The 24765-nt window shown below is 37.7% G+C and carries 28 protein-coding genes; 10 read left to right on the plus strand and 18 right to left on the minus strand.

From position 1 onward, the window contains the following. The first annotated feature begins 50 nt into the window (after positions 1-50). The 5 genes from BUC06_RS01850 (at position 51) to BUC06_RS01870 (ending at position 3438) form a co-directional block, all read left to right on the plus strand. The gene (locus BUC06_RS01850) at positions 51-602 is read left to right on the plus strand and encodes a hypothetical protein (protein WP_073328912.1); all 552 of its coding nucleotides are present in this window, start codon (positions 51-53) and stop codon (positions 600-602) included. A 1-nt stretch (position 603) separates the two neighbouring features. Next, a complete protein-coding gene (locus BUC06_RS01855; RefSeq protein ID WP_073328914.1) occupies positions 604-1188 on the plus strand; it encodes a hypothetical protein in 585 nt (194 codons plus the stop codon). Further along, positions 1167-1865 (plus strand): peptide chain release factor H, encoded by a 699-nt coding sequence (prfH, locus tag BUC06_RS01860; protein ID WP_073328916.1) that lies wholly within the window; start codon positions 1167-1169, stop codon positions 1863-1865. Before BUC06_RS01855 ends, prfH begins: the two co-directional genes overlap by 22 nt. Continuing rightward, positions 1852-2355, plus strand: coding sequence for a tetratricopeptide repeat protein (locus BUC06_RS01865; RefSeq protein ID WP_073328919.1), 504 nt, complete (start codon positions 1852-1854; stop codon positions 2353-2355). Before prfH ends, BUC06_RS01865 begins: the two co-directional genes overlap by 14 nt. Positions 2356-2445: 90 nt before the next feature. After that, entirely contained in the window at positions 2446-3438 is a 993-nt protein-coding gene (locus BUC06_RS01870) for an enolase C-terminal domain-like protein (RefSeq protein WP_073328921.1), read from the plus strand. Between the two features lie 75 nt (positions 3439-3513). Here BUC06_RS01870 and BUC06_RS01875 read toward each other — a convergent pair whose 3' ends face one another. Next, positions 3514-3801 carry a cytochrome C gene (locus tag BUC06_RS01875; RefSeq protein ID WP_073328924.1) on the minus strand — a complete coding sequence of 96 codons (288 nt, stop codon included), beginning with the start codon at positions 3799-3801 and terminating at the stop codon, positions 3514-3516. A gap of 22 nt (positions 3802-3823) precedes the next feature. Continuing rightward, entirely contained in the window at positions 3824-4114 is a 291-nt protein-coding gene (locus BUC06_RS01880; protein ID WP_073328927.1) for a c-type cytochrome, read from the minus strand. Positions 4115-4256: 142 nt separating this feature from the next. Between BUC06_RS01880 and meaB the strand changes: the two genes are divergently transcribed. Continuing rightward, positions 4257-5240: a methylmalonyl Co-A mutase-associated GTPase MeaB gene (meaB, locus tag BUC06_RS01885; protein WP_073328929.1), complete on the plus strand. Its 984-nt coding sequence runs from the start codon at positions 4257-4259 to the stop codon at positions 5238-5240. On the opposite strand, the gene BUC06_RS01890 is transcribed toward meaB, so the two are convergent. Continuing rightward, positions 5237-5788, minus strand: coding sequence for a DUF4251 domain-containing protein (locus BUC06_RS01890; protein ID WP_073328932.1), 552 nt, complete (start codon positions 5786-5788; stop codon positions 5237-5239). The two genes, meaB and BUC06_RS01890, sit on opposite strands and share 4 nt — an antisense overlap. A 106-nt stretch (positions 5789-5894) precedes the next feature. Between BUC06_RS01890 and BUC06_RS01895 the strand changes: the two genes are divergently transcribed. Beyond that, a complete protein-coding gene (locus BUC06_RS01895) occupies positions 5895-6701 on the plus strand; it encodes a M48 family metallopeptidase (protein WP_073328934.1) in 807 nt (268 codons plus the stop codon). A 92-nt stretch (positions 6702-6793) separates the two neighbouring features. Beyond that, positions 6794-7105 carry a hypothetical protein gene (locus BUC06_RS01900; protein WP_073328937.1) on the plus strand — a complete coding sequence of 104 codons (312 nt, stop codon included), beginning with the start codon at positions 6794-6796 and terminating at the stop codon, positions 7103-7105. A 35-nt stretch (positions 7106-7140) separates the two neighbouring features. Here the strand turns inward: BUC06_RS01900 and BUC06_RS01905 are convergent, their stop codons facing one another. The 12 genes from BUC06_RS01905 to BUC06_RS01960 all read right to left on the minus strand — a co-directional run bounded on the left by BUC06_RS01905 (position 7141) and on the right by BUC06_RS01960 (position 18231). Next, the gene (locus BUC06_RS01905) at positions 7141-7755 is read right to left on the minus strand and encodes an outer membrane beta-barrel protein (protein WP_073328939.1); all 615 of its coding nucleotides are present in this window, start codon (positions 7753-7755) and stop codon (positions 7141-7143) included. Next, positions 7739-8554 (minus strand): ABC transporter ATP-binding protein, encoded by an 816-nt coding sequence (locus BUC06_RS01910; protein WP_073328942.1) that lies wholly within the window; start codon positions 8552-8554, stop codon positions 7739-7741. The genes BUC06_RS01905 and BUC06_RS01910 overlap by 17 nt, the downstream gene beginning before the upstream one ends. Next, positions 8554-9306: an MlaE family ABC transporter permease gene (locus BUC06_RS01915; RefSeq protein WP_073328944.1), complete on the minus strand. Its 753-nt coding sequence runs from the start codon at positions 9304-9306 to the stop codon at positions 8554-8556. Before BUC06_RS01915 ends, BUC06_RS01910 begins: the two co-directional genes overlap by 1 nt. A gap of 119 nt (positions 9307-9425) precedes the next feature. Further along, complete coding sequence (locus tag BUC06_RS01920; protein WP_073328947.1) at positions 9426-10796, minus strand: exopolysaccharide biosynthesis polyprenyl glycosylphosphotransferase; 1371 nt, start codon at positions 10794-10796, stop codon at positions 9426-9428. Positions 10797-10952: 156 nt separating this feature from the next. Beyond that, entirely contained in the window at positions 10953-11582 is a 630-nt protein-coding gene (locus tag BUC06_RS01925; RefSeq protein ID WP_073328950.1) for a 7-carboxy-7-deazaguanine synthase QueE, read from the minus strand. Positions 11583-11589: 7 nt separating this feature from the next. Further along, the gene (locus BUC06_RS01930; protein ID WP_073328952.1) at positions 11590-12474 is read right to left on the minus strand and encodes a bifunctional 5,10-methylenetetrahydrofolate dehydrogenase/5,10-methenyltetrahydrofolate cyclohydrolase; all 885 of its coding nucleotides are present in this window, start codon (positions 12472-12474) and stop codon (positions 11590-11592) included. 21 nt (positions 12475-12495) lie between these two features. After that, positions 12496-13320 carry a class I SAM-dependent methyltransferase gene (locus tag BUC06_RS01935; RefSeq protein ID WP_073328955.1) on the minus strand — a complete coding sequence of 275 codons (825 nt, stop codon included), beginning with the start codon at positions 13318-13320 and terminating at the stop codon, positions 12496-12498. A gap of 3 nt (positions 13321-13323) precedes the next feature. Continuing rightward, entirely contained in the window at positions 13324-14964 is a 1641-nt protein-coding gene (gene pgi / locus BUC06_RS01940; RefSeq protein ID WP_073328957.1) for a glucose-6-phosphate isomerase, read from the minus strand. 203 nt (positions 14965-15167) lie between these two features. Continuing rightward, positions 15168-15776 carry a hypothetical protein gene (locus BUC06_RS01945; RefSeq protein ID WP_073328960.1) on the minus strand — a complete coding sequence of 203 codons (609 nt, stop codon included), beginning with the start codon at positions 15774-15776 and terminating at the stop codon, positions 15168-15170. Next, positions 15766-16275, minus strand: a complete 510-nt coding sequence (locus BUC06_RS01950; RefSeq protein WP_073328962.1) for an RNA polymerase sigma factor — start codon at positions 16273-16275, stop codon at positions 15766-15768. Before BUC06_RS01950 ends, BUC06_RS01945 begins: the two co-directional genes overlap by 11 nt. Before the next feature lie 24 nt (positions 16276-16299). Next, positions 16300-17169: a TraB/GumN family protein gene (locus tag BUC06_RS01955; RefSeq protein WP_073328965.1), complete on the minus strand. Its 870-nt coding sequence runs from the start codon at positions 17167-17169 to the stop codon at positions 16300-16302. A gap of 156 nt (positions 17170-17325) precedes the next feature. Continuing rightward, positions 17326-18231 carry a DUF4349 domain-containing protein gene (locus tag BUC06_RS01960; protein WP_073328967.1) on the minus strand — a complete coding sequence of 302 codons (906 nt, stop codon included), beginning with the start codon at positions 18229-18231 and terminating at the stop codon, positions 17326-17328. A 210-nt stretch (positions 18232-18441) separates the two neighbouring features. Here BUC06_RS01960 and BUC06_RS01965 point away from each other — a divergent pair, with 210 nt between their 5' ends. Further along, on the plus strand, positions 18442-19800 hold the full coding sequence (locus BUC06_RS01965; RefSeq protein ID WP_073328970.1) for an acyl-CoA dehydrogenase family protein: 1359 nt from the start codon (positions 18442-18444) through the stop codon (positions 19798-19800). A gap of 101 nt (positions 19801-19901) precedes the next feature. Here the strand turns inward: BUC06_RS01965 and BUC06_RS01970 are convergent, their stop codons facing one another. Then, on the minus strand, positions 19902-20279 hold the full coding sequence (locus tag BUC06_RS01970) for a DoxX family protein (RefSeq protein ID WP_073328972.1): 378 nt from the start codon (positions 20277-20279) through the stop codon (positions 19902-19904). A 156-nt stretch (positions 20280-20435) separates the two neighbouring features. Here BUC06_RS01970 and BUC06_RS01975 point away from each other — a divergent pair, with 156 nt between their 5' ends. Continuing rightward, entirely contained in the window at positions 20436-20678 is a 243-nt protein-coding gene (locus BUC06_RS01975) for a bacteriocin-like protein (protein WP_073328975.1), read from the plus strand. Positions 20679-20762: 84 nt separating this feature from the next. Here BUC06_RS01975 and BUC06_RS01980 read toward each other — a convergent pair whose 3' ends face one another. Together BUC06_RS01980 and lon are read right to left on the minus strand one after the other, a co-directional pair. Continuing rightward, a complete protein-coding gene (locus tag BUC06_RS01980) occupies positions 20763-21875 on the minus strand; it encodes an AI-2E family transporter (protein WP_073328977.1) in 1113 nt (370 codons plus the stop codon). 320 nt (positions 21876-22195) lie between these two features. Beyond that, positions 22196-24601 (minus strand): endopeptidase La, encoded by a 2406-nt coding sequence (gene lon, locus BUC06_RS01985; RefSeq protein WP_073328980.1) that lies wholly within the window; start codon positions 24599-24601, stop codon positions 22196-22198. Positions 24602-24765: the final 164 nt, after the last annotated feature.

The following is a 24765-nucleotide window of genomic DNA, read 5'->3' on the forward strand; positions in this document are numbered from 1 at the left end:
ATTTTAACTGATAACCGGGAATAGCATCAAAAAAACAGAAATTAAAAAAAATGGGAGCACCTCATAACATAAAAAGATATGGAGAAGTCTGGCCGGAATTTAGAATCCGCCACGGACTTGAAATTTTAAATAAATTAAAGGATAAAGTCATCATATCTGGTGGCTGGGCATGGCATTTTATGTCGGAAAAAGGGCATACGGAATACAAACATGCACACGACCATAAGGATATTGATGTTTTCGTAAAAAAAGAAAATGCAGCAGAAACAGTCATGATCCTTCAACACGAAGAGTTTCAGAAAGTATGGACCCGGTATGATCATCTTCAGAGTGAAGAAAATTTCAGGAGATATGAGAAAACGGTAGAACTCGAAAACGGGAAATCTCATAGAATTACCATAGATTTCTTTAAAAAAAATGATCTGGATACGATTGATATAGAAGGTTTTACTGTTGTTAAGCCGGATATTTTGCTGACTTTTTACAGAAATATCCATTCCAGTGATAAATGCTGGGCGGTGATGGCAGCTAAAGATTTACTACAGAAAGGAATAGACCCCATCGGGCATCCAAAATTAAGTGAAATCCCTAACACACATTAAAATGGAAAAGAGATACCAACAACTATATTCTTATTACTATGCTGATTGTCTGGTGGTTTGCCCGGACTGTGGAAAGGATGCAGTTGTTAAAAATGAAAACAATTATAAAGAAGCTGCTTTGGAATGCAGGCACTGTAATTTGAGAAAAACAGGATATGATATGGTGCTTTATAAAGCAGTTGCTAAGCTTCATTGTCCTATCTGTGCACATTCTATCCGCGTTGAAAGATGTGTAAAAGAAAAGCTTGAGAATATTTCAGTGGAGTGTGGCGAATGTGATACCAAGTTGGATCTTAAACCAAGATATGAAAGGTATGTCAGCAATTATTCTAAGAAAACAAATGGACTGAAGCAGGATGATGTTTTTGGCTGTCCCCTTTATTTTCAGGATGACTGCAAAGGAAATTTATTTTGGGCAAAAAACAGAGAGCATCTTTTAGAAATGGAGGCTTATGTATCGTCAGAATTAAGAACATTGCCGTACAGGATGCCTATGGTAGAAAGACTGCCTGCCTTTATCAAAGAAGCAAAAAATAGAGAAGCAGTCTTAAAAATTTTACAAAAATGGAAAAACTCATACAAATAACCTCAGGAAGAGGACCTTTAGAATGCCAGTGGGTGACCGCTAAAGTACTGAAGGTTTTTCTTGAGGAAATCAAAAATAATAAGATAGACTACGAAATCATTCATCGTGAAAATGGCGATGAAAACCTGACCCTTAAATCCGTAACCCTACTTTTAAAAGCAAAAGAACTGAATACATTCTTAAAAACATGGTTAGGAAGTATATGCTGGACCGGGAAAAGTACTTTCAGAAAACTTCACAAAAGAAGCAACTGGTTTATTGGTGTTTTTGAGCTGGAAGGATTGGAGAAAATCGATTTAAAGGAAAAAGATATTCAATTCCAGACCACAAGAAGCCAGGGAAGCGGCGGACAAAATGTGAACAAAGTAAATACTGCGGTTCGGGCCGTTCATGTACCTACCGGAGAATGGGTATTTGCACAGGATTCCCGTTCTCAATTGGAAAATAAAAAACTCGCCATTATGCGACTGAAAGAAAAAGTGGCCGGGATTTATATCAAACAGCTGGAAAAAAGGATGCAGGATACCTGGAACAATCATTTGCAGGTACAGAGAGGAAACCCGGTGCGTACATTCTCCGGAACAGATTTTAAAAAGAACCATCAGGATAAATCATTCAAAAAACAAAGGAATGATCTGAAAAAAGAATTAAAAAACGAAAAAAATGACCTTAACTAAAAGCAAATATTATTTTGAAGCACTGGATAATTATCCATATAGCCTTCCGGATTGTCTGGAAGCATTGAATTATGCCCTTTCCTATGACCCTGAAGATGCGGACAGCCTTTGCCTTATGGGAAGAATTTACAGTGAAATGCTGACCGATTACGAAAAGGCGAAAACCTATTTCGAAGAAGCGATGCAGTGTAATATAAGTAATCTGAATACACCACAACATTATATCAAATGCCTGTTGGATAATGAAGATCTGGATGAAGCCGAAAAACTCATCAACTACGCTTTAAAAATCAAAGGTATAGACAAAGCAAGGATATTGATCCAGAAATCGCTGCTATTGGAGATCAGATTGGAATATAAAAAAGCACTGGAGCCATTGAAAGAAGCAAAAAAATACAGTTATAACCAAAATATGATTGATTTTTTGAAGAGCCGGGAGAAATTTGTCAAAAGCAAAATGGCCAAAACAAAGAGGAAGGTGAAAAAATAAATACCCTATTGTTAGCAAATGGGTAGGCTTACCTAACATGATACAATATAAAAGGATCTTTTTAAGGTCCTTTTTTTGTAGCTTTAATAAATGGAACTGCATTTTGAACTTAAAACCCTTCAGCTGAAGGAAACCTTCTCTATCGCTTATGGAAATTACAACAGAAGGGAAGCATTGCTTGTTGAGTTATCTTATTTAAACTGCAAAGGATATGGTGAATGTGTGGCCATCGATTATTATAAGATCAATTTAAAGGATTTTGTGATCAGGTTAAAGGAAATAAAAGGGTTAGTTGAAAAGAAGACCATTATTCATCCAACAGAATTTTTTCTTTTTCTTTCAGGATTAAATCTGCACCCATTTTTAAAGTCTGCCTTGGATTGTGCCTATTGGGACCTTTTTGGAAAACTGGAAAATAAAAGCTTTATAGAATTAAATCACATTCCTTCTGGAAGTTTAGTCGAAAGTTCCATTACCATTTCGATAGCAGATATCGAAGAGCAAATCACAAAAATAGAAAACAGCAGCTGGAATAAATTCAAGGTAAAATGTAAAGGACTGAATAAAAACAATATTGAAAAATTACTAAGATTAAATAGAAATATCGTATTAGATTCCAATGCCAGTTTTACAGATCAGGATTGCCTCTGGCTGCAGGAATCTGAAATGATCACTCAATTTTCTTATATCGAACAGCCGAGGCCGGTGGGAAATTATAAAATATTGGATAAAGAAAGTTCCGCCAACTGGATGGCAGACGAAGACTGTCAAAATCTCAGTTCTCTTGAAGAGCTGTTACCATATTATAAAAGTGTCAACATTAAGCTGACGAAATGCGGAGGCCTTACTCCTGCGTTAGAAATGATCCGCAAAGCGAAAGACTTAGGATATAAGATCATGATCGGTTGTATGACAGAATCCACCGTTGGTATTTCTGCAGGCTGTGTACTCGCAGGACTTGTAGATTTTGCAGATCTGGATGGAGCTAACCTTATTTCCAATGATCCGGCACTAGGAAATTATGTAGAAAATGGAAAAATAATCCAATCCGGAAACCCCGGATTGGGAATAATTTTAAAATAGATGATAGACAGTTGTCAATTATTAAACGTATTAAATGCTAATACCTCTTAATTTTCAAACCTTTATTTATCAACCTTACTTCTTATTCACAGAAATCAGATAATCATAAACCATCTGGTGTTGCTCGTCGCTTAATTTAGCTTTAGGAGCCATTCTGCTTAATGTTTTGATCCATCCCTGATCATCATGCCTGGCAGGATCAGGAAGCTTGTGGCATCTGGAGCATGAATTTTCAAAAATAGTTTTACCCTGAACCAGCTGTTCAGACGCAGTATACTTTGGGCCTGTTACAGCAGTGCTTTTAGGTCCGCATGATACCATCAATAAAGCACTTGCCACCATACTTAAGATTGTTTTTTTCATACCCGTATTTTGATTTGGTTGGTTATTTTTTCACGGAAACAATATAATCGTAAACCCACTGATGCTGCTCGTCCGTCAATTTCGCTTTGGGAGCCATTGAATTCATAATTCCTACCCATTGTACCGATGTATGTGATGTGGGATCCGGTAGTTTATGGCATCTTCCACAAGCGTTTTCAAAGATTGTTTTTCCCTGTGCTATTTGTTCTGCAGTAGAAACAGCTTGTCCCATAGGTGCGGCTGTAGAAGCCTTTGGGGTACAAGAGGCTAATAAAATACAGATTAATAGTGCAGCAGCGGATATTTTTTTCATGTTTCTTGATTTTTGATTCCTAACAAATGTAGGAATTTCCATCCCCCCGTTGATGAAATATGCTCTAGTTTTAATTTAGAAGAAATAAAATTAATGGCTGTTTGTATGGAAGTTTGAAGGTTATTTTTATACTTTTGAATTAATGAAATTTTCTACAGAAGAACTCATCGAAGGAATACGGTCAGGAAATAAACGTCTGATCGCAAAAGCTATTACATTAGTGGAAAGCAAAAAAGCCGAGCACAGGGCACAGGCTGAAGAACTTCTGAAACAAATCATGCCTTTTACTGGAAATTCTGTCAGAGTAGGAATTACCGGAGTTCCGGGCGCCGGGAAATCTACATTCATAGAAAATTTCGGAAGACTGGTTATTGCTAATGGAAAGAAAGTAGCGGTTCTGGCTATTGATCCGAGTTCTTCCATCAACAAAGGAAGTATTTTAGGCGATAAAACAAGAATGGAAGAGCTTGCCAAAGAAGAAAATGCGTTTATACGACCTTCCCCAAGTTCCGGATTTCTTGGTGGGGTGGCCAATACCACTTTTGAAACCATGATGATCTGCGAAGCAGCCGGATATGACTATATTCTGATAGAAACTGTCGGGGTAGGTCAGTCAGAAGTCCTTGTGTCTGATATTACTGACGTGTTTCTGTTTTTGAAGATCATTGGTGGCGGAGACGAACTGCAGGGTATTAAGCGTGGAATTATGGAAATGGTGGATCTTATTTTCATCAATAAAGTAGATCAGGATAACCTTCAGAAAGCAAAAAATACAAGACTGGAATTGAAACGAGCGCTGGACTTTATTCCTCCAAAAGAAAAAGGCTGGAAAATACCTGTACTATTAGGTTCTGCCCTTTATAATGAAGGTCTGGATGAGGTTTATACAAAAATCTATGAATTCATAGAGATGAAAAAGAAAAACGATCGTTTTCATCAGGTTCGTACCCAACAAGCTGAAAAACGCTTTGAATATTGGGTTCAGGAATATATTCTGGCGATGATGAAAAGAAGCAATTCTGTGGAAGAGGCCTATCTGCAGCACAAAAAAAATGCTTCAGAAATGGTTTCTAATCCCAGCACTGAAGCAAAAATATTTGTTGAAAAATTTTTATCTAAAGATTAAAGCTTCTCCTTTTGTTTCTGTGTCTCTTCATTTTTTGACACATATCCATCATAGGTGATCGGTTGTCTGTCATTACTTCTCATAGAAACAAATGCTTTACCGTTTTTAAAAACCTCTACATTAATTTCATCAACGTTTCCAACATCTGCAGGTTTAATCTTTACAGTCCAGTTTCCCTTTTTGTTTTGCGATTTAGTGACTGTGAAATCTTTTGAAGTAAAACGGTAACTGTTATTCGCGGTATTGTAAGAGGCGTTGTATAATCTTCCAAAATAAGGAAGAACGACTTCCAAATTATTTTTCTTAAGCTCTATGGTATAATTTTCTCCGTCCAGCTGTAGCATTCTTGCAGAAGGAGCATTTTGAATAGATCCCATCACATTAATCACTTCATAGTTCATAGGATTTGCCCGCTGGGCGTAAAATGTAAATTCCTCAGAATTCACCAGTGCGTCTACTGTTTTGGAATCTAATGAACCCTGTGAAGAGCAGCTCTGAAAGAAAAAAAGAAATCCAAAAATAAATATAAGTGAAATATACTTTTTCATAACCGTAATTATTGTTAAATTTAAATAGCAAAATGTATGCAAATATATCCCTTCTCAACCATTTTGGAATAAAAATTGTAAATGTTGAATTATTAACACTCGAAATATGAAATTTACACATCTATTAGGAATAGGAGCAGTTGCACTGTCAACGGTAGCTTGTACTACAAATCCGATTACGGGCAGGTCTTCATTACAGATTGCCAATAACTCGGAAATACTTACAATGTCTTCCCAGGAATATAAAACAACATTGTCTAAATCTAAGATTATCTCCGGAACTGCAGATGCCAAAAGAGTAGTGAGTGTAGGAAGCAGAATAAAAAGCGCAGCAGAAAGATATTATCAGAGCATAGGAAGATCAGCAGATCTTGCCAATTACAGTTGGGAATTTAACCTTTTGCAAAGCAATGAATTGAATGCATGGTGTATGCCTGGCGGGAAAGTTGCAGTATATACAGGAATTCTTCCAGTGACTAAAAATGATAATGGTCTTGCGGTGGTCTTAGGACATGAGGTTTCACATGCTTTGGCTGGCCATGGAAATGAGAGAATTTCTCAGGCAATGGTAGCCCAGTATGGCGGTTCTATTTTAGGCGGAACCATTTCCAACTCACAATGGGCCGGTATTTTTGAAAAAGTATATCCTATTGGATCACAAGTTGCATTATTGAAATACGGAAGAAACCAAGAGTCGGAAGCAGATCAGATGGGACTGTATTTGATGTCTATGGCAGGATATGACCCTAGAGAGGCTATTCCTTTCTGGAATAGAATGGAAGGGGCATCATCAGGAGCAAGGCAGCCGGAATTCCTTTCTACCCACCCGAATCCTGAGACCAGAATTTCAGATATCAACAGAAATCTTCCAAAAGCTTTAGAATACTATAAAGCGGCTGGAGGAAAAATATAATGATGTAAAATTCTAATCATATATAAAGCCTTATTGAGCTGTAATTAAATTAGATAAGGCTTTTTTCTAATAAACCACTAAACACAATATTTATGAAAAGTTTATCAATTACCGGACTTATACTGCTTGCCGTTTCAGCATTGCTTTTTTATCTGACCACAGATTTTACCGTAGGCGGAATTACCATCTCACACATGATGGGAGTAATGGCCGGAGTAGGAATAGGTCTTATTATTGGCGGAATGGTAGGGTATGTAAGCAAAGGAAGTGCTCTCAAGGCTGAAGAAAAAAGAAAAGAATTCAAGCAATTACAGAAAGACAAAGAAGAACTGGAAAAGCAGGCGGCAGAAATTGCCCAACGTGAAGCAGAACTCCGTCAACAAAATCAAAACCCTCAAATTTAAGATTTGAGGGTTTCTTTATAGCTGCTATTTTCAAATTATTTAAATCTGTAGCCTACACCTACTAAAAATAGGTTAGGTCTGTTGTCATATCTGATTTCCGAACCGGAAACTTTATTGATGAAGTTTCTTTCATCCTTGCTGAATGAACCTTCATATCGTGCATTGATAATTAATTTTTTAATTTCAAGCTGCGCGCCAAACTGATATCCAACAGTGAAATTATTTTTAACATTTTCCTTAAAATCGTTGTAGGTATTGTCCTTGCTCAGATTATAACTGGCAACAGGTCCTACAAAAACCCCAAGCATATTTCCCAAAACATTATGCCCAAGAAGAACGGGCATGTCCAGGCGGTTGCTTTTTACATCAAAAGTGGTATTCTCTGTCGTGAACTCATTTTTGAAATGGGTATAGTATAATTCAGGCATTACATAAAATGAACCCGGAAGTCCTACTTTTAATGAAAGCCCAACATTGAAACCTGCATTATTTTTTCCTGTTCCTTCAATGGCTTCGTTCACTGTTCCTTTAATGTTTGTCCATGACGGAGAACCCGTCGGGAAGATTAAGTTAGCTTTTCCTGCCAGTGAAATCTGCGCAGAAGCGAACATTGAAAACCCGATTAATGCTATACTAAGTACCTTTTTCATTATCATCTATTTTAGTGATTGTATTTTCAATCGTTTTATTATTTTCAAGTAAATATTCTCTCAGTTCTTTAAACAGTTCTGAAGAATAAACGAAGTCAATAAGATTTTTATTGCCTGCCGTGATGAGAACATCTTTGTTTCCTTCCCATTCTTTGATTCCCAGTCTCAGGTATACAATTTTCTGGCCTATCGTCATCACAGAGTTCATATCGTGTGTGTTGATAATGGTTGTGGTATTATATTCCTGGGTGATTTCCAGAAGGAGATCATCAATGATATTCGATGTGTATGGGTCAAGACCGGAGTTCGGTTCGTCACAGAACAGATACTTTGGATTGTTCACTATAGCTCTGGCAATGGCCACACGTTTCTGCATTCCTCCCGAAATCTCAGACGGAAATTTTCTTCCTGCTTTATCAAGATGCACTCTGCCTATTACGTCAAAAACCCTTTTCTTTTTTTCTCTGAAGGTAAGGTTCGTAAACATATCCAGAGGAAACATAATATTCTCTTCTACCGTAAGCGAGTCAAAAAGTGCACTGCCCTGGAATACGGTTCCGATCTCCGAACGAAGATGCTGCTTCTGGTCTCTGGTCATCGTATTGATATCCGTGCCGTCGAAAAGGATTTCTCCTGATGAAGGCTGATAAACATTCAGCAGGCTTTTCAGGAAAACAGTCTTTCCGGAGCCACTCTGTCCAATGATAAGGTTTACCTTTCCCTTATCAAAAGAAGTCGAAATTCCCTTCAGTACTTCAACATCACCAAAACTCTTCTTAAGATCTTTTACCTCAATCATCAGCTTAATATTAATTGGGTTAAAATTAATTCGGAAATGATAATAAATACCATCGTCCATACTACGGCCTGCGTACTGGCTCTACCTACTTCCAGCGATCCTCCTTTTACATTATATCCGAAATAAGAAGGAACAGTAGCAATAATAAAGGCAAATACGGTAGTTTTTACAAATGCATAATACACAAATAAATTCGGCATATACATCTGGATTCCTGTTATATAGTCGTTTTCAGTCCAGTTTCCTGTAAGCATCCCAGCAAGATGTCCACCGCCAATACCAAAAACAATACTGATGGCAATAAGGAGAGGATTGAAAATAACACAGGCAAAAATTTTAGGCAAAATCAGGAAATTGGGAGAATTTACCCCCATAATGTCTAATGCGTCGATCTGCTCAGAAACTCTCATGGTTCCTATACTTGATGCAATATATGATCCTACTTTCCCTGCCAGAATAAGGCTGATAATGGTTGGAGAAAACTCCAGAACCAAAACGGCCTTCGTAGCATATCCTACAAACGAAGGCGGGATAGGAAAAGAAGAAGAAGCAAAATTATTGAACATCTGGATAGCGACTACCGCTCCCACAAATATAGAAGTGAAGATCACAAGCCCAAAAGAATTGACGCCGAGATCATTGATTTCTCTCATGAACAGCTTCCAGAAAACCCTCATTTTCTGGGGTTTCTGCAAGGATTTACCTAGAAGGATAATGTATTCTCCTACTGCTGTGAAAAACTTTTTTAACATGCTGCTAAATTAGACTTTTTTTATTTAATTAAAGTTACGGCTCAGGGGAATGCCTGAGGTTTATTTAACCTTAGAAGCAAATATGATTCCTCAATCTTGATCTTACCCTTTTGTTTGATTTATTTTGCGTTTTTATCACCGCCGATCACTAATAAAACGGTCTTTAAAATGATGACCAGATCCAATACAAAACTCCAGTTTCTTACATAGAAAGTGTCTGCAAGAATCCTTTTTTTCATTTCTACTTCCACGTCTCCGTAGTCTCCACGCAGTCCGCTTACCTGAGCAAGGCCTGTGATACCAGGAGAGACCATACTTCTTAAGCTGTATCTTCCTATCTTTGGTTTATAATAATTGTCAACCGCCAGCATATGGGGACGGGGTCCTACGATAGACATTTCTCCTTTCAAAACATTGATAAACTGGGGAAGCTCATCAAGACTTGTTTTCCTGAGGAACTTTCCGATTTTGGTGATCCTTGAATCATTCTCTTCTGTAGTTTTTGTCGAAGACTCCTCATTGACGACCATGGTTCTGAACTTCAGGCATGAAAATACCTCTTCATGGAAACCATATCTTTTCTGAACAAAAAAAACGGGGCCTTTTGATGTTGCTTTTATGACAGCAGCAATGATTGGAAATAGCCATGAGCAGAGTAGGACTAAGATAATCACTGAAAAAGCGATGTCAAAAACCCTTTTAACCAAGAAGTTGGAATAATAATCCAGCGGGTATTTTGCCTGGCTTAGAATCGGCTGAGTCTGTATATATCCAAGATCATACAGGAAAAAATCACTTTGTGTGATGCTTGGAATTAATGAAACGTGCACCTTGTTGTCTTCAGCCAGTTTGAAAATTTCTTGCTCTATACTGTCGCTAAAATTATTTTCTGTAGACAAAAACAGGGTGTGAATTCCGTTTTTCTTCCAAAAACTAACGAGTTCATTCGGGCTTATGTCGGACTTTTCATAATCAAAAGTTTTATAACCGTAATCCTTTCTTTCCTTAAAAATATTCTTCAAAATCTCTGTAGAGCCCGTTTCTCCCAGAAACATTACATTTCTGTAGTTGACCCCCAGAGAACGGAAATATTTTATGGCAAAATAAATGACTGATTTTGCCAGGAAAATAAAGAAAAATAGGTAAAATGAAAGCCAGTAAATATCTGAATTGAAAAACACATTTTTACTTACCTTTCCAATAAGGAGAACTCCCAATATAAAAAACAGGAAATGGATCAAAAGACGTTCTAAAAATAAAGTATACGTAAGATTTCTCTGAATATTATAAATCTTTGTTCTGCCACTTAACAGCATCCAGAACATAAATAGTAATATCAGGGAAAAAACATTTTGATACCAGGTTTCTTCATGGTAACGCAAGCTTTCATTTCTGCTGATAAAAAAGAATATGAAGATAGATGCAATAACCATAAGGTCAAGCAAAATGATGATCGATTTCAGGTATCTAGAGTATCGAATTCTCTGCATCTATCGGTGTTTATAACGGATACGAAGAGCTAAGGTACATAATTTTTATCGTATATTCTATATTCGGTGAATATTATAAACCTTCATCCTACTACTTGGATACTTCATGTCATAAAAACATCCATTATAGATAAAAAAATAACCTTATTTAAAGCTTTACGGGATATTCAGATATTTATGCGTCTGCACCGAAGCCTGCCATTCGGGATGAGCCAAAATGAAATCGGTAATCTTTGGATACATCTCATCACGCTTGCTCCATTCGCTTTGCATATACAATTTACAGTTCTCAGAAACTTTTGCTGCCTGCTCCTGCGCAAAGGTGAAGTCGTGTTGGTTGAATATGATTACTTTAAGTTCACTTGCCTTCTCGTAGATCTCTTCTTTCGGAAGCCCTGTTTTCTTGGGAGAAAGGGTGATCCAGTCGATCTGACCACTTAATGGATAAGCACCTGAAGTTTCAATATGTATAGTGCATCCCAGTTCCTTTAATTTGGAGGTTAAAATGTCCAGATTCCACATCAGGGGTTCTCCACCTGTCAGAACAATCGTCTTACAGTGTTTTGCTGCCGTTTCGGCAATTTCCTCTGCATTCATCAATGGGTGGAGGTTCGGATCCCAGCTTTCTTTGACGTCACACCAGTGACACCCAACATCGCAGCCTCCCAATCTGATGAAATAAGACGCTTTTCCGGTGTGGGCTCCTTCTCCCTGTAAAGTGTAAAAATGCTCCATTACGGGGAGCATTTTACCTTCTTTTAATAAAATATCTTCTTCTTTGTTCATTTTAAAATTAGTCGTTATAGACCGAAGTTTTGTATGCGATGATGGTGTTCTTCATCAGCATGGCTCTCGTCATCGGGCCTACTCCTCCAGGTACTGGTGTAATCCAGCTTGCTTTCGCTGCACAACTGTCAAAATCCACGTCACCTGCCAGGTAATATCCTTTTGGAGAGTTATCATCTACTCTTGTGATTCCTACATCCACGATGACTGCGCCATCTTTGATCATATCTCCTTTTAAGAAATGAGGATCACCTAAAGCGGTAATAACGATATCGGCCTTTTTTGTATATTCTTCGATGTCTTTTGTGTAAGAGTGGGTCAAAGTTACGGTAGAGTTCCCGGGGAAATCTTTTCTTCCCATCAGGATGCTCATCGGTCTTCCTACGATTTTACTTCTTCCGATGATGACACAATCTTTTCCTTTGGTTTCAATATTATATCTTTCCAATAAGGTCAGAATCCCGAAAGGAGTAGCAGGAAGGAAAGTGTCCATTTCCAGAGCCATTTTTCCGAAATTCTCAGGATGGAACCCATCTACATCTTTTCTTGGATCAATAGCCAGAATGATCTTTTCCTGATCGATCTGATCTGGCAAAGGAAGCTGTACGATGAAGCCGTCTACTGCCTTAGATTTATTCAGTTCATCAATTTTTTCCAATAGTTCAGATTCAGAAACTGTGCTTGGGAATTTGACAAGTGTAGAACGGAATCCTACTTCCTCACAGTCTTTTACCTTACTGTTTACATACGCCTTGCTCGCTCCGTTGTTTCCTACAAGAATCGCTACCAAATGTGGTGCTCTTTTCTTGCTTTCAAGGATCTTTTCTACTTCCACCTTGATCTCTGCTTTTATTTCCTTGGATACTTTAAGTCCGTCAAGAATTTCTGCCATTTTTACTTTTTTTACTTTTATTTAGATTTTATTGAATACAACAATATCCTGGAATTCATCAGCACTTTCCTTATCTACATTGGTTCTCCAGAATCCTTCTTTTACTGTGGTCACTTTTAAACCTGCTTCTGCAGCCATCTGATGCAGTAGAGGAATACTTACCGCAATATTCGCTGCGGTCACTTTATCGTCCATCAGCCTGTAGCCTTCATATTGGTGCGGAAAAGGCATGGTGCCAAATTCCGTTTTAGAGTCATCATACAGAAAGAAAGTGGCTAAACACTGTCCGCTGCTGTTCAAAACCCGGCTGATCTCATTCAGATATCTTTTAATCTCGGGAATCTGCATATGCGTGAAAACCGAGAACAGGAATACTTTGTCAAATTGTGCCTGATCATAAGGAAATGTAAAACTCTCTGCTTTTTGGCTGAAAGTGTTGTACAGGTCATTATAAATCGGGGTAAACTTGAATTTAAAATTCGGATGTTTCTCACCGATATTTTTATTACACCAGTTGATTCCTTTTTCTACAGCATCAAACCCGTCATACGTTCCGTGATCAATAATTCCTTTAAGTGCTACAGCGGTTCTTCCGATTCCGCATCCTACATCCAGGACATGATCTGTATTTTGTAAGCCGATATATTTTTTAAGGGCATTTACCTGACGGATCCCGTGAGGAATAAAGTCGCTGCCGCCCACATAGATGTCACCTTTTTTAGGTTCATTCTTAGATCTCTTTCCGGTAAGACCTTCATACAGGTCTATTGGGAAATAATAGATCTTTCTTCCCAAAAGCCTGAGACTGGGAGGAAGCTTATAATAATATGATCGTAATGCAGACATCTGCTATTTATTTCCTTTATAATAGTTGATCAGTCCGTTTGTAGAGCTGTCATGAGAATTGATCGCTTCATTGTTTTCAAGCTCAGGAAGGATTTTATTGGCTAAAACTTTTCCTAATTCCACCCCAAACTGGTCGAAGCTGAAAATATTCCAGATCACTCCCTGAACAAAAATCTTATGCTCGTACATGGCAATCAACTGTCCCAATGAAAATGGAGTTAATTCATTGAATAATATTGAGTTGGTGGGGGTGTTTCCGTGGAAGACTTTATAGTTCAGTAATCTGTCAATTTCTTCATCGGATTTCCCTTCGTTTCTTAATTCCTGTTCCACTTCTTCTTCTGATTTTCCAAAGGCAAGAGCTTCAGTCTGTGCAAAAAAGTTAGCTAAAAGTTTAGGCTGATGATCAGAAACCGCATTGCTGCTTTTTACATAAGCGATAAAATCCGCAGGAATAAGTTCTGTTCCCTGATGGATAAGCTGATAGAAAGCATGTTGTCCGTTTGTTCCCGGCTCACCCCAGATAATAGGCCCTGTTTCATATTCTACAAATTCTCCGTTTCGGTCCACACATTTTCCGTTACTTTCCATATCTCCCTGCTGAAGATAGGCTGCAAACCTGTCCAGATATTGAGAATAAGGAAGGATGGCATACGTTGTTGCCGCATAGAAATTACGGTACCAGATGCCTAAAAGACCCATTAATACCGGAACGTTTTCTGAGAAATCAGCCGTCTGGAAATGTTGGTCAGTGTCGGAAGCTCCCTTCAAAAGTTCCTCGAAATTGTCATATCCAACTGCCAGAACGATGCTAAGGCCGATAGCACTCCAAAGAGAATATCTTCCGCCTACCCAGTCCCAGAACTCAAATATATTTTCTTCTGCGATACCAAACTGTTTAACAGCTTCAACGTTTGTAGATAAAGCTACGAAATGTTTGGCAACGTCTTCTTCTTTTCCTGCTTTCAGGAACCAGTCTTTTGCAGAATTGGCATTGGTCATGGTTTCCTGAGTTGTAAAAGTCTTGGAAGCAATGATGAACAATGTCGTTTCAGGATTCAGTTTTTTTACGGTTTCTGCAATGTGATTCCCGTCAACGTTTGAAACGAAATGAACGTTTAATCTTGTTTTAAAATGCTTTAATGCAGAGCAAACCATCACCGGTCCAAGGTCTGAACCTCCGATTCCGATATTCACCACATCAGTAATTTCTTTTCCACTGAAACCTTTGTGCTCTCCTGAAATAATTTTTTCAGAGAAGGCTTTCATGTGGTCAAGAACTCTTCTGATCTGAGGTTTGATATTTTCACCGTCTACAATGATTTCTTTATCTGAAAAATCCCTCAACGCAGTATGAAGCACTGCTCTTCCTTCAGTTTCGTTGATCTTGTCACCGGAAAACATTTTAGAAATAGCATCTTTCAACTGACATTCTTCTGCTAATTGAAGTAAAAGATCTCTGGTTCTTGAGTCGATCAGATTTTTAGAGTAATCAAAAAGAAAATTATCTTTCTGCAAAGAAAATTCTTTAAAACGCTCAGGGTTATACTGGAAAAGACTTCTCAAATCGAAGTCATTACCTGCAAAATGTTCGTCAAGCGCTTTCCAGCTGGTAGTTTGTATAGGATTTATTTTTGATAGCATATTTTAGAAATTAGATAGATTCAAAAATGAAGATTGGATCAAAAATGTTTTAAATCCATGTCATTTTATTTCTGATGTGCAAATTTAAGGAAAAATAAAACCTCAGATCAATTTGAACGTGATAAATAACATTTTTTTAAAAAACAAACCCCAGATCAAGTCTGAGGTTCGTTGTTATTATTAGTGACAGATGAATAAGAAAATTATTCGTCCATTTCGTTCAGAATATTTTCAAGGCGCTTGGCATTTCTTCCGTAGATGTATCGAGTCCATAAAACAATGCTGGCTACAATCGCTACGGTTCCAGCAAGAACGATGAGAATCAAAGTCTGTTGATAGACATCGGCAAAATTTACTAAAGACTTTCCTTTTTTCTCAAACAGATTATAGAATTCCAGTCCTAATGCAATCATGAAATGGGGAAGCAACAGGAATCCAAATGACTGATACCGTTCCATATTCAGTTTCAATTCATGGTATATTTTCCAGAGACTGTTTTTGGTATTTCCGGAATAAAGCTCCGTTTGCTTATAAAATTTATAAAACCCGAAAAAGTAATAGGAAGATATAACGACAAGCATCGCATAGGATGTATAATAAATGATATACTGAGAAGGCGGAAAATCCAGCAGCTGTGGAAAGAAAGCAATAAGAATGATGGCAATGACCTGCATGGGAAATTCTGCTTTCATACTTTTCTGGATCTTTTCAATAGGATGCTTGCTTTTCTTTAATTGTTCTATAGTGTTAGGAATACTGACGCTGCTGTTGTCTTCGTTATTCCACTGCTCTTTTAATTGATCAAAATTCATAGCCTGATTTTTTTATGATTTGCTGTATTTTTTCTTTGGTTCTGTTAAGTTTTACGCGGGCATTGACTTCACTTAGCCCCAGGTTTTCACCAATCTCCTTATGAGACATCCCTTCCATGAAATAAAAGATAATGGCTTTTTCAAGTGCTTTGAGTTCCTGGACAGCTCTGTAAAAAACTTCCAGCTGTTTATCCTTGGCGGGATTATAGTCTTCATTTTGTACTTCAAAATGGCTTGGCACATCTGTTTGATTACTCGTCCGTTGTTTTTCTTTTTTTAAATAAGTAATGGCGGTATTGATGGCCACCCGGTACATCCATGTTGAAAATTCACTGTTGCCTTTGAAGTTCCGGTAAGATTTCCACAGTTGAATAAGGATTTCCTGCTGCAGGTCTTCCCGGTCTTCCAAAGAATCCGCATAGATGCGGGAGGCCTTATATAAGATGCCTTTGTGTTGGTTGACGAGCTTTAAAAAAGCGGTTTCAGTTTGGCTGCTCACGACGATTTCATGGTTTGGTTATAATTAAAGGCTTAAAATCGGTTTCACGGTGTATCCTTTCGATCTTAAAAGAAGGATTATTCCGTTCTCACCCATAAGATGAGCGCTTCCAATGGCAAAGAAAGCACTTTCTTTTTTCATCATTTCCGGCATTTTTTCTGCCCAGTTTTTATTTCGGTCCGTAAGCATTACTTTTTCCTGTTCCGCATTCATTAAATTGTCATCTTTGAAAAGGGAATAAACCGATTGTACATCTTCTTTTTTAAATGCTGCTACCATTTTCTTAAGAAGGATTTCATATTCTTTTCCCATTTTTAACTGTCCGATTACCGCTTTCAGATCATAAGCCTTATTGATGGAAGTCATCTGATCGTTTACTTTTTCAAGTCCAAAGACTTTCTTTTTATTTTTAAGAGCATTTTGAAGCAGTTCTATTTCATATAATTTGATATCAGTTTGCGGACATGGCAATGCATTTAATGAAATAAGTGCATACAGCCCCTGTGAACTCGAGTGATCCATCTTCTTTAAATCTGTTCCGTAATCAGCGAGTACGTTGTCTAACTCCGCAGATTCTTCAGGAGTCAGCTGATCGGATAGTTTTTTATCGGTTTGATACATTGTCTGCATGGCTGCCATTTCAGCCGGATCCGTATAATTGATCTCCATTACGAATTGATCAGATTTTTCAAGGGCTTTCATGACTTTCGGTTTAATTTCAAAATCCTGACTGCACATGATATGAAAGGTTCCTGCTATATAAGAAGGTTTTGTAAGGCCATTCCCTGAAATTTCCCAAACTGTACTGTTTTCGGTGTCCTTGCTTTGGGCCTTCGCTGTGATAAAGGTTGCTGATAATACTGCAGCGAGCCCAAGTTGTATTAAATTTTTCATATGATTAAGTTTTTAATTATTTATTCTTTTATACAGTAGGTAAGAGCAGGATAATGATCGTTACAGTTTTTTTCCGAAAAAATAAAAAACCTCCTGAGCAGGAGGTTTGAAAAATCTGAAATTATGATGATAACCAATTGGTTAGGATTGCTTTTTTTATTCTGAAACTTTTGTAGTTTCCGGTTTGGTCAGCTTTCTTTTTCTTAGAAAATAGACCGCTGTACCTAAAATGAATACCAGAGGCCATACCGTAATAAGTCCCACCGCAATTTTTTGGATCAGATAAAAACCTTCTACAAATGCATTTTTAGCATCATATAGAAAATTGAACTTATATTGATTGTCAATATTCCGGGTATTGGTCACAGCAATTTCCGCAATGCGAAGTTTAGGCTCTTTGATATAAATGTCTATAGTGCTGTATTTGATATCGTCTGTAGTGTCCATATTGGCAAGCTGCTGCAGATTTCCTTCCGCCATATTGTCGTTGTCCAGTTTTACTTTATCCTTGTTTGCTTTTAGCTGACTGATGTTTTCTTCGGTCTTTTTTATTCTTTTGCCTTCCATTTCCGCATACTTGATGTTGGATGTTACATCTTCAGCATGGATTGTTCTGGAATTTAAAAACAGTTTTTTATCATTGATTTTGACAAGGAGCTCACTCAATTTTTCTGTAGGAACACGTGCCTGGATTGTGTTTTCAGTCTGATACTTTTTGATCAGCATTGCATCATTATCGGAAGTATTGTAAGTATCCTGTGAAATCACATTGCTCTGAAGGTTGCTGTGGGTAACAAAGCCTCCAAGGTCCTGAACTGTCTTTTCAATGGAAACCGTTGCGTCATACACATCCTTCACTTCCATATTGACATCTGCTGTTTTGATGAATTGTTTGTCTTTTACCTTCATAGAGGCGACAGAAGAGACACTGTCTGAAAGGGAAACAGCAGCAGTAGAATCAGCAGCATAATTTTCAGTAGTGGCCACTTCTCCTTTTTTACATGAATAAATTCCTAATAAAAGAAATGCTGAAAGAGATAGTTGAATGTAAGTCGTTTTCATAGCGTTGATTTTTTTGTGGGTTTACTTAGGTCAAAGTTCTTTCAGGATCGTTTGTAATATTTGAAAATCAGGCGTAAAGAAATTGTAAAGAAATATTTCCATTTTAACGAATTGTAAATGAGTGTTTTGTAAAATGGAGTATCCTGTTAGGGCTTATTTTCGGAGCAATTTTTGCTTAACTTTTACAAATCAATCCCACAAAACATTACTATGTCAAATACTTTTTCCAAAATCAGAAACGCTTTAGAATTATTCAGGTCGATAGATTTTGACCAGCTGAGTGCTATTTCTCAAAAAGTTGATCTTCCCAAGCTGATGCAGAATTTTTCCAAACTGGATGATCAGCAGTTGAACGGAATGATGAAAATGCTTGATCCTAATAAGAAAAAGCGGGAACTTCCCCCAATTGATGGGGATTTTTATGACATCTACCATACCTTAACTGCGGAGCAACGAGAGATTCAGCTTAAAGTAAGAGCGTTCATGGAAAAAGAAGTAAAACCTTTGGTAAATCATTACTGGTTAAGAGACGAATTTCCTTTTGAGCTCATTCCAAAATTCCAGAAACTGAATATCTGTGGCGTTACCTATGAAGGATATGGCTGTCCGGGAATGCCTTTTCTGATGGAAGGTGTTATCGCTATGGAAATGGCGAGAATTGATGCTTCTATTGCCACATTCTTTGGTGTTCAGTCCGGATTGGCGATGGGATCTATTTATATCTGCGGATCAGAAGAACAGAAACAGAAATGGCTGCCGCAAATGCAGAAGTTTGAAAAAATAGGAGCTTTCGGACTTACGGAGCCTGAAGTAGGATCCGGAGCTGCAGGTGGTCTTACGGTTACCTGTAAAAAAACAGAGGAAGGCTGGATCCTTAATGGTCAGAAAAAATGGATAGGAAACGCCACCTTTGCTGACTTAATCATTATCTGGGCAAGAGATCTTGACAGTGGTGAAGTAAAAAGTTTCATTGTCGAAAAAGATAATCCGGGATATTCCGTTGAAAAAATCAAAGGAAAAATGGCATTGAGAATTGTTCAGAACGGATTGATTACTTTAACCGATTGTCTTGTCACCGAAGACAACCGTCTTCAGAATGCCAATTCATTCAAAGATACCGGAAAAGTGCTCCGTATGACCAGAGCAGGAGTGGCCTGGATGGCTACAGGTTGTGCAAGGGGTGCATACGAAAGTGCATTACAATATACCAGAACGAGAGAACAGTTTGGGAAGCCTATTGCCTCATTCCAGATGATTCAGGGACATTTGGTAGAAATGTTGTCCAATCTTACCGCAATGCAGACCATGGTTTTCAGACTGTCTGAAATGCAGGATGAAGGGATTTTAAAAGACGAACATGCTTCACTGGCTAAAGTTTTCTGTACTTTGAGAACCAGGGATATTGTTTCCAGAGCAAGAGAAGTCCTGGGAGGAAACGGTATTCTCCTTGAATATGATGTCGCAAGATTTGTTGCAGATGCTGAAGCCATCTATTCTTACGAAGGAACGAAAGAGATCAATTCCCTTATCGTAGGAAGATCCATTACCGGATTCAGTGCGTTTGTATAAATTATTTAATGTGAATTGTGAATGGTCAATAGTGAATTTTTCGCGTGGTATAAAAATTGACAGCGAAGCTAATTGACCATTCACTATTCACCAATAGTTTTTTAACTAATCAAAGCCTTATATTTTTCCCGGTCATCAATAATTGCCCAGATATTGATCAGAAACATCACTATTGCGGTGATGATTCCCATTTGGCTGGGATCCCTGTATAGATTATGAATAACAATGCCTACCATAACGGGAAGAAGCATGATAGCACCCAATGCTTTGGTCTTTGGAAAGATAAATAATACCCCACCGATAATTTCTACGATTCCCACTAAAGGCAAAAGCCAGCCGATTTCACCAAAAGCAGCAAATATTTTCACTTGCTCAGGAGTCATTTTAGGCATTGGAGAATAGTGGAAGAATTTGTTCAAACCGGCATTGATGAACATCAATGCGAATATAAAGGATAGAATAAATTTTACGATTTTCATATTGTTGATTTTATATCAAATGTAAAACAAAAATGATATTCGTTTATTTAATTTAGATGAAACTTATGAATATCTTTCGTTTTGTTGGGTGTCAGCTGTTATATTTTGATTTTGTTTAATATATTTGTTGTACAAATCAAACTAAACAATTGTATTATGCTGAAAAATCTTCAAAAACTAGATCGTGAAAATTTAAAAAAAATCAATGGAGGAGGGAAACCGCCTATCTGTGATATTGGACCAGAAGGATGTCCTTGTAAAATTCCACCAGGAGACCCTTGTTTAGGAGGTCCTGGCGGTGGAGGTGGTTCGGATTTAGGATACTGTCCTGATAGCCATGCGTATATTCCATGTAACCAGACTTGTCCTAACGGGATGGATCCGTTATGTGCATTGTAAAAACTTAACAATAGAGCTGTCTCAAGTGAGGCAGCTTTTTTATGGATAGTAAATGATAGACTTGTATGACTTATAATTTAATACTCAGTCCATCTCCTTTAATGTAATATTTTTAGATATTTTGTAGCTCTTTTTCTTTTTGTCAGGCTTTTCTTCTTCTCCAAGCAGTTTACCCCAAGGTTTTAGACCTTCCACTCTTTCAAAAATAATTTTAATAATCGCAATGGCCGGAATACAGAGAAACATTCCTGCAATTCCCCACAAATGTTCACCTAAAATAATTCCTATAAAAGAAAATAAGGCATTGATCTTTACTTTTGAACCTACTACAAATGGAAGGACAATATTTCCGTCGATAACATGAATCGCAATATAGCCAATAGCTACGTAAACACAGGTAGAAGGTGTTCCCGTGGCAAAGGCGATAAAACATGAAATTAAAAGAGAAATACAGATTCCAAGATAAGGAATCACATTCAATAAACCCGTCAGCACCGCAAGAAGTATAGCATATTTCACCCCTAAAATAGTAAGGAGAATAGAGCACAGAATGGAAACAATAAGAACCTGCAGGCAAAGTCCGAAAATATATTTCTTGGTCATTACTCGGATCTCAGTAACCACTTCCTGTACGCTGGCTTTGTGCTTCTCGTTAAAGACCGTTACAATAAAATTGTTAAGGATTCTTCTGTAATTTAAAATAAAGATAAAAAACAGGGTGAAAAAAACAATGAAGCCAAATCCACTGGAAAATATTCCAAAAGTAAAGCCCAGGATGACTCCTGAAGAAGACAATAATTTATTCAGTCCCTGATTAATGTAATCAAGCTGTTCGTTAATTTTAACATTGAATGTTTTCGAGATCCAGTGCTGCAGATTATTGAAAACAGTCGTCATCTGATCCCTGAGATGGGGCAGATCTTTACTGAAATCAGAAAGCTGCGATCCGAAAAAATAAATGATTCCGGCTAAAATAGCCAGCATAACGAAAACCGAAGTCATCGTTGATATAGATCGTGGGAATCTTAACCTTCTTTCCATGAAAGTAGCAGCCGGAAGAAATAGCATAGCCATTAAGAAAGCTAAGAAGAAAGGGGCTAAAATGCTTTGCCCAAGCGTGAGCAGATAACCCAGTCCGATAATGGAAATGATAACAAGGGTAAGCTTAACAAGGAAGGGAAGTCTAAGGAAATTCATAATTTTTCAAATCTGTAGGATAAAAATAAGAAAACGCATCTAATTTATGGACTGTTTTCGTTTAATTAACATAATTCTTTTTTTAATAGAAGATCTTTAAACAAGGCCGTGTGGTACGTCTTTATCTAAAACGATCTCAGCTATTTGTCATCTTGGATTTTTCATAAAATTTAGGTCCTTTTACTGCGGACACTGTATTGAACTTAAAAATGTGCCAAACATCAAAATTTTTGCATCTTTTTTGATGGAATCCAATATAATAAAAAACGCATCCCAGAATCTGAGACGCGTTTTCTTATTGAGAGTTGATATGTTCTGAATTATTTTTCGATGGCTACATCGATCACCTCTTCCATTCTGTTCACATAATGGACAGTCAGATTTTTAAGATAATCCTTCTTGATTTCCTCTACATCTTTTCTGTTCGCTTCACACAGAATAACCTCTTTGATACCAGCTCGTGTAGCAGCAAGAAGTTTTTCTTTAATTCCTCCTACAGGAAGTACTTTTCCTCTTAATGTTATTTCTCCTGTCATTGCAAGGTGAGGTCTTACTTTCTTGTTCTTGAATGAAGACACCATTGAAGTCAGCATAGCAATACCCGCAGACGGTCCGTCTTTCGGTGTTGCCCCTTCCGGAACGTGAACGTGGATGTTTTTCTTGTCCAGATCTTCCTGAGCTATTCCAAGATCATCATGTCTGGCTTTGATATATTCCAAAGCAATAGTAGCGGACTCTTTCATTACCGTACCCAAGTTTCCGGTCATGGTAAGACTTCCTTTTCCGTTGCTTAAAATACTTTCGATGTATAAAATGTCTCCTCCAACGCTTGTCCACGCTAAACCTGTCACGACACCCGGTACACCAGTGATCTCAGACAGACTTTTCGGTCTTGGAACCCCAAGAATCTCGTCTACTTTCTCAATGGTAATCTTTGGGTCGTACTCTTTTACAAGAGCAGTCTGAAGGGCAACCCATCTTGCAATGGCAGCAATTCTTTTTTCTAAAGTTCTTACCCCGCTTTCCGAAGTGTGTGCTTCAATAATATGTTTAAGCTCAGGATTTCCAAGTTTGAATGATTTGGCATCCAATCCGTTTTCTTCCTGTTGTTTTTTTATTAAATGTCTTTTCGCAATTTCCGTTTTTTCCTCCATCGTATAGCCTGCAATCTGGATGATCTCCGTTCTGTCTAAAAGCGGTGTCTGGATTGTGGATAAAGAATTGGCAGTCGCGATAAACATGACTTTGGATAAGTCATAACCCATTTCTAAGAAGTTATCATAGAAAGATTTATTCTGTTCAGGATCAAGAACTTCAAGAAGTGCTGAGCTCGGATCACCGTGAAGTCCCTGTGCAATTTTATCAATTTCATCAAGAACAATTACCGGGTTGGAAGTGCCTGATTTTTTGATTGTTTGCAGAATTCTTCCCGCCATCGCTCCAATGTATGTTTTTCTATGTCCGCGGATCTCACTTTCGTCATGAAGTCCACCCAGAGATAACCTTACATATTTTCTTCCCAGCGCATCAGCCACAGATTTCCCCAAAGAGGTTTTTCCTACTCCCGGAGGTCCTACTAGCAATAGAATTGGAGACTTCATGTTGTTTTTCAATTTTAAAACCGCCATGTGCTCCAGAATTCTTTTCTTAATATCTTCAAGTCCAAAATGAGCTTTATCTAAGATCTTTTCAGCTTTAGCAATATCAAAAACATCTTTTGTATAGGTTTCCCATGGAAGATCTGTAAAGAAGTCAAGATAATTTCTCTGTACGTTGTAATCAGGAGAGTTCGGATTCTGACGCTGCAGTCTGTTGATCTCCTTCTGGAAATGGTCTTCCACTTCCTGATTCCATTTTTTTCTACTTGCTTTATCGATAAGTTCTTCCACATCACTTTCAGGACCACCGCCAAGCTCATCCTGAATGGTTCTGATCTGTTGATTCAGAAAATATTCTCTCTGCTGCTTGTCAAGGTCTTTTGAAGTTTTCTGATGGATCTGATTTCTTAATTCCAGTTTTCTGAAATCTTCGTGCATCATCTCATAACACTTATTCGCCCTTTCTAGCAGACTTTTTTCTTCGAGAAGTTTTTGCTTTTCTATCGATGGGAAATTGGAGTTGGTGCAGATGAAGTTCAGAAGATCATCATTGTTCGTAATATTCTTGATCGCAAAATTGGCCGCATTTGGAATATTCGGATCCAGTTCAATAATCTTTAGGGCCAGATCTTTTATATTTTCAAGCAGCGCATCATATTCTTCCTTGTTTTTCGGACGGGTATCTTTTAGTTTTGTGATTTCCGCTTTAAAATAAGGTTTGCTTTCTACAATCTTTCTGATCTTAAATCTGTGGAACCCTTTGGTAATAGCAGTGATGTTTCCTTCAGGAAGTTTTATAATTTTTATGATTTTGGCTAGTGTGCCGGTGGAGTACATGTCTTTTTCACCAGGCTGCTCCAGTTCTGAGTTTTTCTGGCTTACGATTCCGATGAAATCACCGTTTTTCTGTGCTTCTTCCAAAAGCTGTATCGATGTTTTTCTTCCCGCAGTAATTGGAATTACCACGTTGGGAAACATGACCATATTTCTTACAGGAAGGATAGGGAATATTTTTTGTTCGGAATTTTTATCAGTCTCCGAGAAGTCTGAAAGATTGATCTCTTCTGCAACAATGTCAAACCCATCGCTGATCATTTCCTCTAAACTAATATCTTCAAATTCTGTCATAGTTAATCAAATGACAAATTGTCATCTTCGTTTTAAATCGTTAAAATGATATTTTACAATATGCGCTGAAAACGTGCAGCGTATTATACTTCTCTATAATGCACAATACCTATGCCATTTGTTTTTTGCTAAAAAATATGGTCAAAATTTCCTTTTTTCAACAA

The sequence above is a fragment of the Chryseobacterium carnipullorum genome (assembly GCF_900142785.1).
Classification (GTDB): Bacteria; Bacteroidota; Bacteroidia; order Flavobacteriales; family Weeksellaceae; genus Chryseobacterium; species Chryseobacterium carnipullorum.

Bases quoted from the DNA above. Each gene is read 5' to 3' on its own strand.
- BUC06_RS01945 (WP_073328960.1), bottom strand. From the start codon at position 15,776: ATGAATTTTGATCAATTAAAAGAGCAGTGGAATAACGAAGACAACAGC.
- BUC06_RS01850 (WP_073328912.1), top strand. From the start codon at position 51: ATGGGAGCACCTCATAACATAAAAAGATATGGAGAAGTCTGGCCGGAA.
- BUC06_RS01900 (WP_073328937.1), top strand. From the start codon at position 6,794: ATGAAAAGTTTATCAATTACCGGACTTATACTGCTTGCCGTTTCAGCA.
- BUC06_RS01935 (WP_073328955.1), bottom strand. From the start codon at position 13,320: ATGTCTGCATTACGATCATATTATTATAAGCTTCCTCCCAGTCTCAGG.
- BUC06_RS01960 (WP_073328967.1), bottom strand. From the start codon at position 18,231: ATGAAAACGACTTACATTCAACTATCTCTTTCAGCATTTCTTTTATTA.
- pgi (WP_073328957.1), bottom strand. From the start codon at position 14,964: ATGCTATCAAAAATAAATCCTATACAAACTACCAGCTGGAAAGCGCTT.
- BUC06_RS01930 (WP_073328952.1), bottom strand. From the start codon at position 12,474: ATGGCAGAAATTCTTGACGGACTTAAAGTATCCAAGGAAATAAAAGCA.
- BUC06_RS01915 (WP_073328944.1), bottom strand. From the start codon at position 9,306: ATGTTAAAAAAGTTTTTCACAGCAGTAGGAGAATACATTATCCTTCTA.
- BUC06_RS01965 (WP_073328970.1), top strand. From the start codon at position 18,442: ATGTCAAATACTTTTTCCAAAATCAGAAACGCTTTAGAATTATTCAGG.
- BUC06_RS01895 (WP_073328934.1), top strand. From the start codon at position 5,895: ATGAAATTTACACATCTATTAGGAATAGGAGCAGTTGCACTGTCAACG.
- BUC06_RS01920 (WP_073328947.1), bottom strand. From the start codon at position 10,796: ATGCAGAGAATTCGATACTCTAGATACCTGAAATCGATCATCATTTTG.
- BUC06_RS01925 (WP_073328950.1), bottom strand. From the start codon at position 11,582: ATGAACAAAGAAGAAGATATTTTATTAAAAGAAGGTAAAATGCTCCCC.
- BUC06_RS01875 (WP_073328924.1), bottom strand. From the start codon at position 3,801: ATGAAAAAAACAATCTTAAGTATGGTGGCAAGTGCTTTATTGATGGTA.
- lon (WP_073328980.1), bottom strand. From the start codon at position 24,601: ATGACAGAATTTGAAGATATTAGTTTAGAGGAAATGATCAGCGATGGG.
- BUC06_RS01855 (WP_073328914.1), top strand. From the start codon at position 604: ATGGAAAAGAGATACCAACAACTATATTCTTATTACTATGCTGATTGT.
- BUC06_RS01890 (WP_073328932.1), bottom strand. From the start codon at position 5,788: ATGAAAAAGTATATTTCACTTATATTTATTTTTGGATTTCTTTTTTTC.
- BUC06_RS01910 (WP_073328942.1), bottom strand. From the start codon at position 8,554: ATGATTGAGGTAAAAGATCTTAAGAAGAGTTTTGGTGATGTTGAAGTA.
- meaB (WP_073328929.1), top strand. From the start codon at position 4,257: ATGAAATTTTCTACAGAAGAACTCATCGAAGGAATACGGTCAGGAAAT.
- BUC06_RS01970 (WP_073328972.1), bottom strand. From the start codon at position 20,279: ATGAAAATCGTAAAATTTATTCTATCCTTTATATTCGCATTGATGTTC.
- prfH (WP_073328916.1), top strand. From the start codon at position 1,167: ATGGAAAAACTCATACAAATAACCTCAGGAAGAGGACCTTTAGAATGC.
- BUC06_RS01865 (WP_073328919.1), top strand. From the start codon at position 1,852: ATGACCTTAACTAAAAGCAAATATTATTTTGAAGCACTGGATAATTAT.
- BUC06_RS01905 (WP_073328939.1), bottom strand. From the start codon at position 7,755: ATGAAAAAGGTACTTAGTATAGCATTAATCGGGTTTTCAATGTTCGCT.
- BUC06_RS01975 (WP_073328975.1), top strand. From the start codon at position 20,436: ATGCTGAAAAATCTTCAAAAACTAGATCGTGAAAATTTAAAAAAAATC.
- BUC06_RS01880 (WP_073328927.1), bottom strand. From the start codon at position 4,114: ATGAAAAAAATATCCGCTGCTGCACTATTAATCTGTATTTTATTAGCC.
- BUC06_RS01870 (WP_073328921.1), top strand. From the start codon at position 2,446: ATGGAACTGCATTTTGAACTTAAAACCCTTCAGCTGAAGGAAACCTTC.
- BUC06_RS01980 (WP_073328977.1), bottom strand. From the start codon at position 21,875: ATGAATTTCCTTAGACTTCCCTTCCTTGTTAAGCTTACCCTTGTTATC.
- BUC06_RS01955 (WP_073328965.1), bottom strand. From the start codon at position 17,169: ATGAAAAATTTAATACAACTTGGGCTCGCTGCAGTATTATCAGCAACC.